The organism is Acidobacterium sp. FHG110202_01 (assembly GCF_059115305.1).
In genome coordinates, this window is sequence record NZ_JBZYWJ010000003.1 from 139,999 (window position 1) to 153,295 (window position 13,297).

Genomic DNA, 13,297 nt, shown 5'->3' on the forward strand with positions numbered 1-13,297 from the left:
CCATGAAGCTCGGACTCATTGCAGGCAACGGACGCTTCCCCTTTCTTCTGCTCGATGCGGCGCGCGCACATGGCGTCGATGTGATTGTTGCCGCCATTAAAGAAGAGACTGATCCAGAGATGAATGACCGGGCTCAAGCTGACGCAGGCGTGTGCGTGTACTGGCTGTCTCTGGGTGAGCTGTCGAAACTCATCGAGACATTCCACGAGGAAGGTGTCACGCGTGCGGTGATGGCCGGACAGGTGAAGCATAAGCAGATTTTTTCAAGCATCCGACCGGACTGGCGGCTGGCGAAACTTCTGCTTTCGCTACGCACCAAGAATACGGACATGCTGCTGGGCGCAGTCGCGAAAGTCCTCAACGATGAGGGCATCGAGCTGATCTCGTCGACTGCGTATCTTGAGCCGCTGCTGGCAAAGGCTGGGATTCTCACCGAGCGCGCTCCCTCCGAGCAGGAGCAGAAGGACATCACCTATGGCCGCAGCGTGGCGAATGCGCTCGCCGGATACGATATCGGCCAGACGGTGGTTGTCGCCAGCCAGTCCTGTGTTGCCGTGGAGGCGATGGAGGGTACCGATGCCGCCATCGAACGTGCTGGGGGCATTATGAAGACCATGGCTCTTGAAGGCGATGCTTCGACCTTCGACCGCAGCCTGACCGTAGTGAAGGTCGCGAAACCAAAGCAGGACATGCGCTTTGACGTGCCCGTGATCGGCCTTAAAACCATCGAGACGATGGAGCGCGCCGGAGCCACATGCCTTGCCATCGAGGCAGGCCGCACGCTGATTTTTGATAACGATACAATCATTTCCCGCGCTAACACCGTCGGGATTGCGATTGTAGCAGTCGAACAGAGATAATAAGCGCACGCATAAGCTACAGGAGGACCATGCGCCGTGTCTAAGCTCTCTATTTTTGTCATCGCAGCAGTCGTAGTTCTCGGAATTGGTTTTGCGGCAGCTCGCGGTTTTGCTGCTGACGACCAGCCGATGCCGCAGGTCGGCGCTCAGGCGCCCAACTTTTCTCTGCTGTCGCAGGAGGGCAAACAGGTCAGCCTGGATAACTTCCGCGGCAAATGGGTGGTGCTCTATTTTTATCCAAAGGACATGACCACGGGCTGCACCATTGAGGCCCACAACTTTCAGCATGATCAGGACAAGTATCTGAAGGCCAATGCCGTGATTCTCGGCGTGAGCGTTGATTCGGTCGACAGCCACAAGGAGTTTTGTGCCAAGGACGGACTGAACTTCACACTGCTCAGCGATACAGACAAGAAAGTTGTTGCGGAATATGGCTCGCTTGGCAGCTATGCAGGATTCAAGATTGCGAACCGCAATACCTTCCTCATCGATCCGCAAGGCAAAATCGTAAAGGTGTGGACGAAGGTCGATCCCTCGCATCACAGTGAAGAAGTGCTGACGGCTCTCAATCAGATCAAGGGCCAATAAGCGCGGATGAACAAAACAGCACGGGAATTTCTAACAAGTTGCGAGGCGGTTTACGCCTCGCTTCTTTCTGTGCCCGAGAATCTTGCTTCCGTTCCATGGCGCGAAGGTGGCTGGACGCGCAAGCAGGTGCTGGGACACATGATCGATTCAGCCGCAAACAATCATCAGCGATTTGTGCGCGCCTCGCTCGATGGCGGCTATACCGGACCGTTCTATGCGCAGGATGCGTGGGTCGATGCCCATGGCTATAACGACATGCAGTGGTCCGTGCTGCTTGAATGGTGGCGGGTGTATCACGACATTCTAAAGGCGGTAGTCGAGCGCATTCCAGGAGACAGGTATGAAGCGGTCTGCCACATCGGTGATAACGGCTCGGCAACGCTGCGCTTCCTTATTGAGGATTACATCGCGCACCAGAATCATCATCTGGAGCAGATTCTGACAGCGTAAAAACCATTGCACCCAACACACGTGTTATTCGCGTGTTGGGTGCGGGCAGTGAAGTAGCAGTGAAATGACGCTGAAGATGCACATGCCGCGGACGTCCGTCCGCGGGCGCAAAAAAGCCCGGCGATGAGCCGGGCTCTTTTGCTTGCCTGATGCAGCTGGTTACTTCTTCTTAGCTGCCTTTTTGGTTGCCTTTTTTACAGCCTTCTTCGTTGCCTTCTTGGCTGCCTTTTTCTTTGCAGGAGCCTTCTTGGCTGCTGCCTTCTTTGCTGCTTTCTTCACTGCCAAATTAGTTTTACCTCGTTTGGTGGATTTTTTACTGCTGGCGCTCTTTTTCGCGGCCACGGACTTTTTCGTAGCCTTGCTGCCGCCCCGAGCGCCCTTGCTGGACTTCGCGGCAGATTTCTTTGCGGCCTTTTTCGCCGGAGCTTTTTTCGCAGCCTTCTTGGCTGGTGCTTTCTTCGCAGCTTTTTTCGCGGGAATTTTCTTTGCCGGTGCCTTCTTGACTGCTTTCTTCGTGGGAGACTTCGGCGGCGCAACCGGCTCAGCTTCGACCACAGCTACTTCTTCGGCGATGATCGCCGGCACTTCAACATACTCCGGTTTTTCTTCTTCAAGGTCCTCAAGGTCGTCATCATCGGAAGAAATGGAGATGCTCACTTCTTCCTCTTCGTCTTCGCCGAAGCCATCATCAACTTCATCGGAGAAGTCGTCATGTTCGGGTCCAAATTCATTGTCATTCTGCGCGTAAAGTTTGCGATCATCCTGCATGAAATGCCCTCCGGCTTATCGGCGCCTGTTTTCCTGTTCTATCACAGGGCAAGGCTATTAATAACATTGCCCTGCGGCGCGGATTATAGCAACAGCATGCAACGTCTTTCCAATCGAACGCAAGTACTTAATTCAGTTCACTGCTTTGTTTTCTTCCCGCTCACGCCTCGCCTTGGAGCCGCTGCCTTCGTATCCGCACGAACCTGTGCCTGTGCATTCGCTCCGTGATGAGATGCGCTTTTCACATTGCGCGTCGAAGCTTTTCCGCGTTTTGAGCGCGAAGAAACTGCAATGCGTGCCGGTTCTGCGACGTAAAGCCTGTGCCCTGCAGTGACTGCGTTACCACTCAGGTGATTCCAGCGCTGCAGCTGCTCTACCGTCACACCGAAGCGATCAGCCACAGTTACCAATGTATCGCCGCGACGTGTCTGATAGGTGCTGCTGCGCAACGAGGAGGGTGCAGCTGCTGGAGTAATGGGAATCACAAGCGAATCAAGGCCGGTGACATCGTTCGATGAGTTGAGCTGGTTGACGAAGGCAATCTCCGAGGCCGAGACACGATACTGCCTCGCCACATCATCGAGCGTCTCGCCTGCGGTCAACACGTGGAAGCGCCAGTAGCGGCGCTTGTCTTCCGGAATCTCAGCAATGCGTTTTTGAAAAAGTTCTTTTCCACCCGGAGGCAGATGCAGTTCATACGGCTCATCCGGAGGCGTGGACATGCGCAGCAGGCTGGGATTCAGACTGACGACATCCTGCACTGGGGCGTTCACCACATCTGCGACCAGCCGCAGGTCGACAGCATAGTTAGTGGTGATTGTCTCAGTAACTAAAGGCGGATCGGGAACGACATCCGTCAGTCCATACTGCTTCGGGTTCTTCGCCATGATCGTAACGGCGAGAATGATGGGGACGTAGTTCTTCGTCTCGGGTGGAAGATTGTTGCGGCGGTACAGTTCCCAGAAGTCTGCGTAGCCGGTGCGCTCGACCGCACGTTGGATATTGCCCGTGCCCCAGTCATACGCAGCCATGGCAAGGTACCAGTCACCCAACTGATCATAGAGTTGCTTGATCCAGCGTGCATAAGCGCGAGTGGCCTTTTCGGGATCAAAGCGTTCGTCATACCAGCCCGTGCGTGTAAGGCCATAAGGCCCATAAGGCAGGAACTGCCACATGCCGCCTGCCCCATAGCGAGAATTCACAACTTGCGGACGGAAACCGGATTCGGCAAAGGCCTGATAGATCAAGTCCTGAGGCACACCCTCTTCTTTAAGGATGCGCTCGATCATGTCCTTATAACGGCCGGCGCGCGTAAGGGAGGCAACGATGGTGTTGTGGCCTTTGGCGCTGTTGGAGAAGAAGTTGATGTAACTCGCCACGTAGTCGTTCATTACCAGCGGCAAATCGGATTGCGTCGTCTTCAGTTCTGCTTCTGCCTGTGCTCGTACCTTTGGATCAGCGGGAAAGGTCACATCATTCGCAACATCGACCGGCGCGTCTTCAGGATGTTGCTGCGCAGTCTGTGTGCCGTTTTCGCGAAGAGCGTCCATCTCAAGCGTGTTGATGGCATCGACGATGTGGTCGAACTCTTCGTTGATCGCAGGGTCATTCTTGAGGTCGATGCCGCTACGCAGAATGATGTCTACGGCGTAATCGAAATTCGATCGCGCTGCAGTGATGTGCCCGTCTTTATAGTTGGCCAGGCCCGCCTGATAGGCCTTTTCGACGCTGTCAATTAGCGTCTGGTCGCGCTGCGAAATAGCGGGCAAGGACGAAGGCTTGGCGGTATTTTGCGTCTGCGCCGACGCAACGTCCGCTCCGCGACCCAGGGATAAAAACATTGCCGCGACAAGAGCGGCGGCTGGCAATTTTCGAACAACCATGAAGATTTACTACTTTATTGTATTTGCTGCGGCTGTGGCGCGTCACACTCCCTGTAGGAATGGGATCAATTTTTGCACCATATTTGTTGACTTCTGAACATTTGATTCTGACGGACCCCAGCGTTGCTATGCTCAAGTGCATTCCGTAAGGCGAAGCACCCAATAAATAAGTTCGAGAAACTGATTTTCGAATCTGGACAATAGCAGGCCGAAAAACAGCAGCTTTCAAAATTCTGGGAACCGGCCAGAAAAAATAACCGTACCTTCTACGAAGAGTTTCGTCAATCCTGTGGAGGAGTACGCAAATGACCATCCATTGGCCAGATCTTGCAGCTGGGGCTGCATTAGGAGTCGTACTGGGAGCCATCGCCGATTGGAAGATCGGCGCGAGATTCCGAAAGTGGTCAGAACTGCGGGCACTCACCAGGGAATACTGCTCACTGACGGGCCAGTACCTGAATTACCGCATCAGAGACGACGGAACGCATGAGCCGACCGGCGGCACAGTGGAAATCACATGGCAGCCCAGGGAAGGCCTCCTCGAAGCCGCCGGCTTCCACGCAAAAGGCGATCCGGAGTGGCACAGCTATATCCGAATGAGCCGTGAGCACAGAGGCGCAGGGGTTGGACACTACAACAACTCGAACTCAATCCACGGAGGCATTCATCAGGTCATCTATTCAAAGCAGACGCGCTCTTTCAACGTGATGGGAACCAGCCACACACGAAAAGAATTTGCCCATTGCTGGAAGCGTGAAGAATAATCCAGGTCCTCTATATCTGACAAGCGTCAACCGGGATGTGCCGGCAGCGTGATAGTGTGACGGAAGAAATCTGTTATGGCCGTTGAAATCAGGAGCCCGTACCACTATGGTGACTCGCCGATCGCTTCTAGGAAACGCATTGAAAATTTCCGCCGGACTGGCGTTTATTTCCAAAGCAGTACTTCCTGCTGAGGGCCAACCTGCCATCGCACTTAGACTGGGCAAGACTGCTCCTGTAACTGTTCCCGCCAACTTTATCGGGCTTGGATACGAAATGTCTTCCGTTGCTCCAATCGGTTTATTGAGTGCTGCGAACCATCGCTATGTTGAACTGGTCAAAGGTCTCGGACCTCAAGGCGTCATTCGTGTCGGCGGTATCGTGGCAGACTATACCCGATATGAGCCTAACGGAACCATTGTGGCGGATCGCCAGAATACAGTGATCACCCGCGCGAGCCTTGAACAGTTTGCCGGCTTTCTCAAGGCAATCGGCTGGACCGCAATCTGGAGCGTCAACTTTGCTCAAGGCAGCATTCAGGAGGCGGTGGATGAGGCGAGTGCCCTTGCCTCAGTTCTGGGATCGCGATTACTTGCTCTTGAAATCGGCAACGAAGTGGAGAATTATGACCGGGGCCAGAAACCATTTCGTAAGTCACCATATGAGTACCAGACGTATCGCAAAGAGTACAGTGATTGGCGCTCTGCAACTCTGAAGGCGGTACCAGGTGTACGCTTTGCCGCTCCGGATACAGCCAGCTCGGTCGAATGGGCCGAACGAATGGCCGCGGACGCGAAAGGCGAAGTCCAGCTGCTGACCACGCATTACTACCGCAATGGCCAGACTCGCGGCAGCGTCGAGCAATTGCTCAAGCCTGACCCGAGACTGAGAGAGGTCCTTGTACGTCTGCAAGCTGCTTCGCAACAGAGCGGGATCCCATGGCGAATGTGCGAAACAAATTCCTTCTCAGGTGGAGGCCGTCCCGGCGTCAGCGATACCTTTGTTGGCGCTCTGTGGACGCTCGATTTTATGCTGCTGCTTGCACAGTATGGATGCACTGGCGTCAATATAGAGACAGGCGTCAACCAGCTGGGGTTCGTGAGCTCATACTCTCCAATCCAGGATGACGGCAAAGGCGTGAATACGGCAGGTGTGCCTTACTATGGCATGCTTGCATTTGCCAATGCCATGTCAGGCTGTCACGAAGTGCTGCCAATCGACTTTGAAGCGCCGGGTGTGAACGTCACGGCCTATGCTCTTGGAGTCAGAGGAAAGCCTCGATCAGTCGTCGTCGTAAATAGAGACCTCTCGCAAGATGCGAAGCTCTCCATTGCTGAACTGGGCATGAGGGAGGTTTCGGCTCTGTGGTTGACAGCACCTTCGCCCGATAGCAAAACGGGTATCACTTTTGGCGGGGCTTCAGTTGACACGGAAGGGCGTTGGCAGGCGAAGGATCAGGGGCGACTCAGTACTGGAGCGGTAAGGGTACCGAAGATGAGTGGCGTCGTTCTTCGTTCGGCCTGAACTTCGTATCAATGACTCATCGTCAATATATTTCATCCAAACCAAAACAAATCCACTATGTGCTATACCCCAAAATCCCTCACCATATCTCTGCGATAATAAAAATACAGGTTGGGAAAGTCTTTCGAAGCAATCCTTCCGCCTTGTATTGATTCCATGGACAGTAAGTTTATCCGCAATTTCGCGATCATCGCGCATATCGATCACGGTAAGTCCACGCTCTCTGACCGGCTACTCGAGCTGACCGGCGCTCTCACTGCACGCGAGATGCAGGCTCAGGTACTCGATGCCATGGACCTCGAACGCGAGCGCGGCATCACCATCAAGGCGCATGCCGTGCGCATGATGTATCCGGCCAAGGACGGGCAGACCTATCAACTGAATCTGATCGACACGCCAGGGCACGTCGATTTCTCATACGAGGTCTCGCGCTCGCTGGCGTCGTGTGAGGGCGCACTTCTTGTCGTCGATGCGTCGCAGGGAGTCGAAGCGCAGACGCTCGCCAATGCGTACCTAGCCATCAATCACGGCCTCGAGATCATTCCCGTCATCAACAAGATCGACCTGCCCAGCGCCGACATTCCGCGCACGCAGGAGATGATCGAGCAGGCCGTAGGACTCGACGCCACCGACGCGATCCCGGTAAGCGCGAAGACCGGCCTCGGCGTCCCCGACATTCTTGAGGCGATCGTGCATCGTCTGCTTCCGCCAACCGGAGACGCTAATGCCCCGCTGCAGGCACTGATCTTCGATTCCTGGTTTGACGCCTACCGCGGCGTGATCGTGCTGGCGCGCGTGGTGAACGGCACGCTGCGCAAGGGCGCGAAGATCCGCCTGATGTCGAACGGCAAGGTCTTTGACGTGGAGTCGCTGGGGATTCTCACACCCAAGCCGGTTGAGATTGACGAGCTTTCCGCCGGTGAGGTCGGCTTCTTTGTCGCGACCATCAAGAATGTCAGCGACACCAAGATCGGCGATACCGTCACCGAAGACGGCCGCCCCGCCGCTGAGCCGCTGCCCGGCTTTGAAGACATCAAGTCGATGGTTTTTGCCGGGCTCTACACCGTCGACTCGCATGAGCACACTCTGCTGCGCGATGCGCTTGAAAAGCTTCGCCTGAACGACTCATCGTTCTTCTTCGAGCCGGAAAGCTCAGCGGCCTTGGGCTTCGGTTTCCGCTGTGGTTTCCTCGGCCTGCTGCACATGGAGATCATCCAGGAGCGACTGGAGCGTGAGTTTAATCTCGACCTGATCACTACAGCTCCGGGCGTACGCTACAAGGTCACCATGACTGACGGCTCGCTGCTCGAGGTCGATAACCCGTCTCGCTGGCCTGATCCCAGCGAGATTGAAAAGGTCGAGGAGCCGATCATCACGGCAACTATCCTGACCAACGAGGAGTATGTCGGCGGCATTCTAAAGCTGGTCGAAGAAAAGCGCGGGCGGCAGAAGAATTTCGAATACGTCACGCCAACGCGGGTGATGCTGACCTACGAGCTTCCCCTGAATGAAATCGTGCTCGACTTCTACGACCGTCTGAAGTCGGTCTCGCGAGGGTATGCGTCGCTCGACTACCACCTCTCCGGTAGCTGGGAATCTCCGATGGTGAAGATGGACATCCTCGTCTCCGGTGAGCCGGTGGATGCGCTCTCGATCATCGTCCACCGCGACTTTGCCTATGAACGCGGTCGGGCTCTGGTCTCGAAGATGCGCGAGCTGATCCCAAGGCAGCAGTTCGAAGTCGCCATCCAGGCAGCAATCGGATCGAAGATCATTGCACGGGAAACTGTTGCGGCGCTGCGCAAGAACGTGCTGGCCAAGTGCTACGGCGGCGACATCAGCCGTAAGCGCAAGCTGCTCGAGAAGCAGAAAGAAGGCAAGAAACGCATGAAGCGCATTGGCAAAGTGGATATCCCACAGGAGGCCTTCCTGGCGGTCCTCAAAGTTGGAGAAGATAGCGGCAGGTAATCCAACTATTGGCCCTGCATGAGACCAACAGTCATACTCCCTTAACTTGTCCTGTGGAAAGCACAAGCTGTGCCTTTCCATGGATTCGCGCAGATTTATGAAGGGTTGGAGCACCTTCAGCGCATTTCTCTATTGAAAATAAAGAGGTTGCAGGGTCCCTACAGTCCTGTTTAACAAATTTGTGCTTTTGCGAAAATGTTCGAAGAAGTCACGGTCGCGTCTTCCACATTTTTTTCCACAGCCACATCGGCTCTTTGGGGGAATTCATTAACAATAAAAAGCCCCGGCTGAACCGGGGCTTTTTTGATTGGAACGTTATTACTGTTTCGGAGTAGTTCCGCTAGGCCGCGGAGCAGTCCGCGGTGTCGGAGCCGAAGGTGCACCGGCTGCAGCACCGCCCGCAGGAGCAGGAACACCGGACTTCTGGTTGTAGGCCTGGATGACGGCCTGAGTGATATTCGTCGCCTCGCTGGCCCAGAGAACCGGGCTCTGCTGCGCACTTGAATCAATCACGATAGTGTAACCATTCTGCTGTGCATAGGTCTGGACGACTGTGAAGACTTTTTCCGCCAGCTGGGTGTAGGTATTCTGCAGATCCTGCTGGAAGTCGTTCTGTGTGTCCTCGCCGAGGCGCTGGAAGGCCTTTTCCTTCTCGTCGATGCTTTTCGCGCGGTTTCCGCGTTCGGCATCGCTGAGGTTGGCGCCGCCGCTCTGAAGCGACTTCTTGAGATTGTCAATCTCATCGCTCATGCTCTTCAGCTGAGTCCGCTTCGGGTCGTATTTCTTTTGCAGATCAGCAAAATTACGCTGGCCCTCGTTCGTCTGCATGACTGCGGGCTGAAACATGATGACGGCGATTTTGGTCCCGCCCGTAGGCGCGGCTGCGGCTGCAGCTGGCGCAGGATCAGTGGCGCTGCCCGCCTGGGCCACGGCGTGCAGGCCGAGTCCGGACGCGAGCATGCAAACGAGTGCTAACGAACGCTTCATGGAAATCAGAAACTCCTTCGGTTCTTGGGTGTGATCGCCCGCATTTCGGTGCGGAAGCGAACTTTCGCTCCCTGGCTTTCCCGTCTGAGGCGCTTCGTGCGACTGTTTTCTGGCTCAGCGCCGAAAACACAGACTGAAACACGGACAGAGGACATTCTCAGGAACTCAAGCGAATTATATAAGGGAGCGGGTGGTGAAGGTCAAATATGAGGTATCACCGTCTATAGATTCCACGGCGATGGCTGACCTTCAAAACCAATACCTGCTATTCCTTGCGGTAAAGCAGGTTCCGAATAGCCTTCCTCCGTGCTTCGTTCAATCCAGCATCGCCTTTGTCTTCGCCAGCATTAATTGTGCCGGTTGATTCAGGCTCGCTGCATTCCGGGCAGCGATTGGCAAAACCTGGCTTGTCCGGTTTCAGCTCAAATTCCTGCGAACAGATGACACAGATTTTGATCGGATACGGCATTACTCTATGGTAAACAAAAAGGCCATCTTATAGGATGGCCTTCTGTCCTGCAGCTGTTTTAGAATGTGGTGCTGACCGTCAGACGGAAGGTCTTGGTCGGCTCACGCAACTCGTAAATCTGGCCGTAGAGTTGCTGCGCCTGGGCATAGCTGTAGTCGCCCGCTCCTCCTGCAGGGAACATGCTGCGGGTGATCAGGTGCTGGCCTGGAAAGGAATCGTGCAGGCGCAGCGGGTTATAGGCATAGTAGATACGGAACGGCGCATTGATGATCGGCATCATGACCGAAATCTGCGCGCCGATCGAATCGCGTGGGACGTAATTGGTCCCAGGAATCGGCCGGATGTAGCGATCAAACTGGATCTGCTGTCCGCCTACGCAGGCGCCGTTCACATAATTTGGGCAGCCGTAGAGCGGAGCGTTCAGCTGATCGAAGCCCTGCGGACTCTGTTTGAGCTGACCGGAGCTGATCGCCATGTTCATGCCGAAGTCGTTGAAGAGCTCGAGCGCAGCCGTGCGCCCGACCAGCGGAATGCGGTATTCGATGTTGCCGGTAATCTCCGTGTCGCCGCCGATGGGGCCGATGCCATAAACAGGAATCGGCACCTTGATGCACTGGTTCGTTTGCGGATTGGTCGGATCCTGCGGCACGCAACTGCCGTCCGGATTGGTGAGGTTGAACTGCACACGCGTCGGGACGAATCCGTATGGTGTTGCGGTGCGAATATCAAATCCGCGGATTTCGCTCTCGCCGCCTTGATAGAAGCGATTGAAGGGCGGCGCTACATCGCCACTAATGCCATGGATATAGTTAGCCTGGATGCGGTAACCCAGGACATTGCGGCCTTCATTGTTGAATTTGAACCACTTAATTGGCCTGAACTGCTTGTATTCCACGATTGGACTGAAGTAGCGCACGTTGCCCCAGATGCCCGCGATTTGGAAGACGCTGTTGAACGATGAGCCTGTGCGCGGCATGTAGGTCGAGTCCAGCCTGTTCCACGAGAAGCTGAGCGATGCCATGCTGCTCACAATGCCTTCGAGCGAGTTCTGCCCCTGGATGCCGCTGCGGAAGGCCAGCGTCTGGAAGAGGTTCTGCGAAGCAGCGCTGAATGTTGTCACCGAAGAGCGGTTCAGGGCATACGTCAGGCCGATGCGCTTGAAGGAGTGACGGATCGGGTAGGCGCCAGAAACCGTAAAGCCGGTCGTCGACTGATTGTAGTTCTGAGTGAGCGAATTGACGGCGGCTGAGGTGTTCGCATCTGCGCCGCTCAGGTTATAGGCCTTGGCTGAGTTGTAATCGTACTTCTGCGCGTAAATCTGGAAACCGAGATTGATGGGTTTGTTGCGGATGTACGGCTCAGTGAAGCCGAAGAGCAAGTTGCGCGACAGATTGCCAGCGCTGGCCTGCACGCTGAGCGTCTCGCCCAGTCCGAGGAAGTTGTTGGTCTGGTAGTTCAGGCCAAGGAACGTTCCCGAAAGGCCGCTGACGCCGCCGTTGAGGCCGATGGAGTTCTTGCCCTTCTCGTGCACCTTGAGCAGGAGATCTACCGTGCCGGCTTCGGGGTTCTGGTGTGTCTCCGTGTCCTGATCGACCTTGAGTGCGTCGAAGTAGTCGAGCTGGTTCAGGCGAAGCAGGCTCAGTTCCCAGAGATGGCTGTTGTAGACCTGCCCCTCTTCGAGGTAAAGCTCGCGGCGGATGACGAAGTCGCGGGTAACGGTGTTGCCCTGGAACTCGATGTGTGAGACATAGAATTGCTTGCCCTCTTCGAGATCGACTTCGAAAGAGACGATCTTCTTGTCGTCATCGATCTGCGGTACAGGGTTAGCAGTGAAGTTGATATAGCCAAGCGTGCTGTAGGCCTTCTGCAGGTTTTGCAGACCCTTGCCGAAGGCGGTGAAATTGAAATATTCGCCATCCTTCAACGGGAACTGTGCGCGCAGGGCATTCACATTCAGATTCTGAATTTTGCTGCCTTTGAAAGTGATGGAGCCCAGGCGATAGCGTGCGCCCTCATCGACCGGGATGCGGATGTCGATGCGCTTGCCCTTGCGCGGACGGAAGGTGAACAATGACAGCCCGCCTTCGTTGCGCAGACGCGTCTGTGGATCGCCCGTTGAGGCACGGAAATAACCCTTGTCGCGATAGGCCTGGCGGACGCGCTCAGCGTCTTCTTCAAGCTTGCTGGCATCGTAGGTCTTGGCAAAGAGGTTCTCAAAGAAGATCGAATGCGGAATCCCAATGGGGCGCAGGTTCTTCATGGACCGACGCAGATCGCGCGCAGGGATGTGCTGGTTGCCGGTAAAGCTGATATTGCCGACCTTGACCTTGGGGCCTTCCTTGACGAGGAAGTTCAGCTGCACCGAGGCCGGGGGAATGTTCTTGACGTCCCACTTGATGGTGGCGAACTGGTGGCCGTGCTCGGAGAGCATCTCCTTGATGACGGCGATGGCGTGGGCAATTTTTGAAGGATCGTACTGGCTCTCAATAGACAGGCCGACCTTTTCCTTCTTAAAGCGGTCAAGCACGTCGGACTGGGTAACGGAGTTCAGGCCCTTGTAATTGATCTCGCGGATGGTGGGTTTTTCCCGGACATACACGTCGAGGATGATGCCGCCCTTGGGCGATTCTTCGCGCTCGATGCGGACGCTTTCAAAATAGCCCGTGTTCCACAGTGAGTTGAAGTCGCGCTCGACCGTCGTGGGGTCGAAGGCCTCGTTCTCATGGCTGAACATGCGGGCGAGGATCGTCTCTTTCGGGATGCGGCGGTTGCCGATGACGCGAATCTGATTGATGGTCTGGCCCTGCTGTCCCCATACCGGAAAGATGGTGAAGCAAAGGAGAATGAAGGCCAATGGCTTCCACGCGCGGCAGAGCTTGCGGCCGGCAATCTGGCTTGTTGTGTGTGGAGAGCTCACGCTCTCGCGCATGACGGGAAAAATAGGCACACCCTCACTGCAAAAAATCGAATCGAATTGAGGAAAAAGCGATTATAAGTGACCGGAGGCACTGTTCCCAACTCCGGAGCGTCTTCAGACC

Annotated in this window: 10 protein-coding genes; 6 read left to right on the forward strand and 4 right to left on the reverse strand. The window is 55.4% G+C overall.

Annotated elements, in window-relative coordinates; translation table 11 throughout:
- Window positions 1-2: 2 nt before the first annotated feature.
- Genes AC5S16_RS06895 through AC5S16_RS06905 form a run of 3 tightly spaced genes read left to right on the forward strand, consistent with a single transcriptional unit; the run spans window position 3 to window position 1,898 of the window.
- Window positions 3-860, forward strand: coding sequence for an LpxI family protein (locus AC5S16_RS06895; protein ID WP_493929304.1), 858 nt, complete (start codon window positions 3-5; stop codon window positions 858-860).
- Window positions 861-896: 36 nt separating this feature from the next.
- A complete protein-coding gene (locus AC5S16_RS06900) occupies window positions 897-1,448 on the forward strand; it encodes a peroxiredoxin (RefSeq protein ID WP_493929305.1) in 552 nt (183 codons plus the stop codon).
- Window positions 1,449-1,454: 6 nt separating this feature from the next.
- Window positions 1,455-1,898 (forward strand): DinB family protein, encoded by a 444-nt coding sequence (locus AC5S16_RS06905; protein WP_493929306.1) that lies wholly within the window; start codon window positions 1,455-1,457, stop codon window positions 1,896-1,898.
- Between the two features lie 159 nt (window positions 1,899-2,057).
- Here AC5S16_RS06905 and AC5S16_RS06910 read toward each other — a convergent pair whose 3' ends face one another.
- Both AC5S16_RS06910 and AC5S16_RS06915 read right to left on the reverse strand, forming a co-directional pair.
- Window positions 2,058-2,483 carry a hypothetical protein gene (locus tag AC5S16_RS06910; protein ID WP_493929307.1) on the reverse strand — a complete coding sequence of 142 codons (426 nt, stop codon included), beginning with the start codon at window positions 2,481-2,483 and terminating at the stop codon, window positions 2,058-2,060.
- A 320-nt stretch (window positions 2,484-2,803) separates the two neighbouring features.
- Window positions 2,804-4,549, reverse strand: a complete 1,746-nt coding sequence (locus AC5S16_RS06915) for a lytic transglycosylase domain-containing protein (RefSeq protein ID WP_493929308.1) — start codon at window positions 4,547-4,549, stop codon at window positions 2,804-2,806.
- 305 nt (window positions 4,550-4,854) lie between these two features.
- Between AC5S16_RS06915 and AC5S16_RS06920 the strand changes: the two genes are divergently transcribed.
- The 3 genes from AC5S16_RS06920 to lepA all read left to right on the forward strand — a co-directional run bounded on the left by AC5S16_RS06920 (window position 4,855) and on the right by lepA (window position 8,803).
- Window positions 4,855-5,313 (forward strand): hypothetical protein, encoded by a 459-nt coding sequence (locus AC5S16_RS06920; RefSeq protein ID WP_493929309.1) that lies wholly within the window; start codon window positions 4,855-4,857, stop codon window positions 5,311-5,313.
- Between the two features lie 106 nt (window positions 5,314-5,419).
- Window positions 5,420-6,835: a glycosyl hydrolase family 79 C-terminal domain-containing protein gene (locus AC5S16_RS06925; RefSeq protein ID WP_493929310.1), complete on the forward strand. Its 1,416-nt coding sequence runs from the start codon at window positions 5,420-5,422 to the stop codon at window positions 6,833-6,835.
- A gap of 156 nt (window positions 6,836-6,991) precedes the next feature.
- Window positions 6,992-8,803, forward strand: a complete 1,812-nt coding sequence (lepA, locus tag AC5S16_RS06930; protein ID WP_493929311.1) for a translation elongation factor 4 — start codon at window positions 6,992-6,994, stop codon at window positions 8,801-8,803.
- 318 nt (window positions 8,804-9,121) lie between these two features.
- Here the strand turns inward: lepA and AC5S16_RS06935 are convergent, their stop codons facing one another.
- Both AC5S16_RS06935 and bamA read right to left on the reverse strand, forming a co-directional pair.
- Window positions 9,122-9,790, reverse strand: a complete 669-nt coding sequence (locus AC5S16_RS06935) for an OmpH/Skp family outer membrane protein (protein ID WP_493929312.1) — start codon at window positions 9,788-9,790, stop codon at window positions 9,122-9,124.
- A gap of 527 nt (window positions 9,791-10,317) precedes the next feature.
- A complete protein-coding gene (gene bamA, locus AC5S16_RS06940) occupies window positions 10,318-13,206 on the reverse strand; it encodes an outer membrane protein assembly factor BamA (RefSeq protein WP_493929313.1) in 2,889 nt (962 codons plus the stop codon).
- Window positions 13,207-13,297 lie beyond the last annotated feature (91 nt).

Excerpts from the sequence above, each read along its gene's own strand:
- AC5S16_RS06920 (WP_493929309.1), top strand. The coding sequence starts at position 4,855 with ATGACCATCCATTGGCCAGATCTTGCAGCTGGGGCTGCATTAGGAGTC.
- lepA (WP_493929311.1), top strand. The coding sequence starts at position 6,992 with ATGGACAGTAAGTTTATCCGCAATTTCGCGATCATCGCGCATATCGAT.
- AC5S16_RS06905 (WP_493929306.1), top strand. The coding sequence starts at position 1,455 with ATGAACAAAACAGCACGGGAATTTCTAACAAGTTGCGAGGCGGTTTAC.
- AC5S16_RS06935 (WP_493929312.1), bottom strand. The coding sequence starts at position 9,790 with ATGAAGCGTTCGTTAGCACTCGTTTGCATGCTCGCGTCCGGACTCGGC.
- AC5S16_RS06915 (WP_493929308.1), bottom strand. The coding sequence starts at position 4,549 with ATGGTTGTTCGAAAATTGCCAGCCGCCGCTCTTGTCGCGGCAATGTTT.
- AC5S16_RS06895 (WP_493929304.1), top strand. The coding sequence starts at position 3 with ATGAAGCTCGGACTCATTGCAGGCAACGGACGCTTCCCCTTTCTTCTG.
- AC5S16_RS06925 (WP_493929310.1), top strand. The coding sequence starts at position 5,420 with ATGGTGACTCGCCGATCGCTTCTAGGAAACGCATTGAAAATTTCCGCC.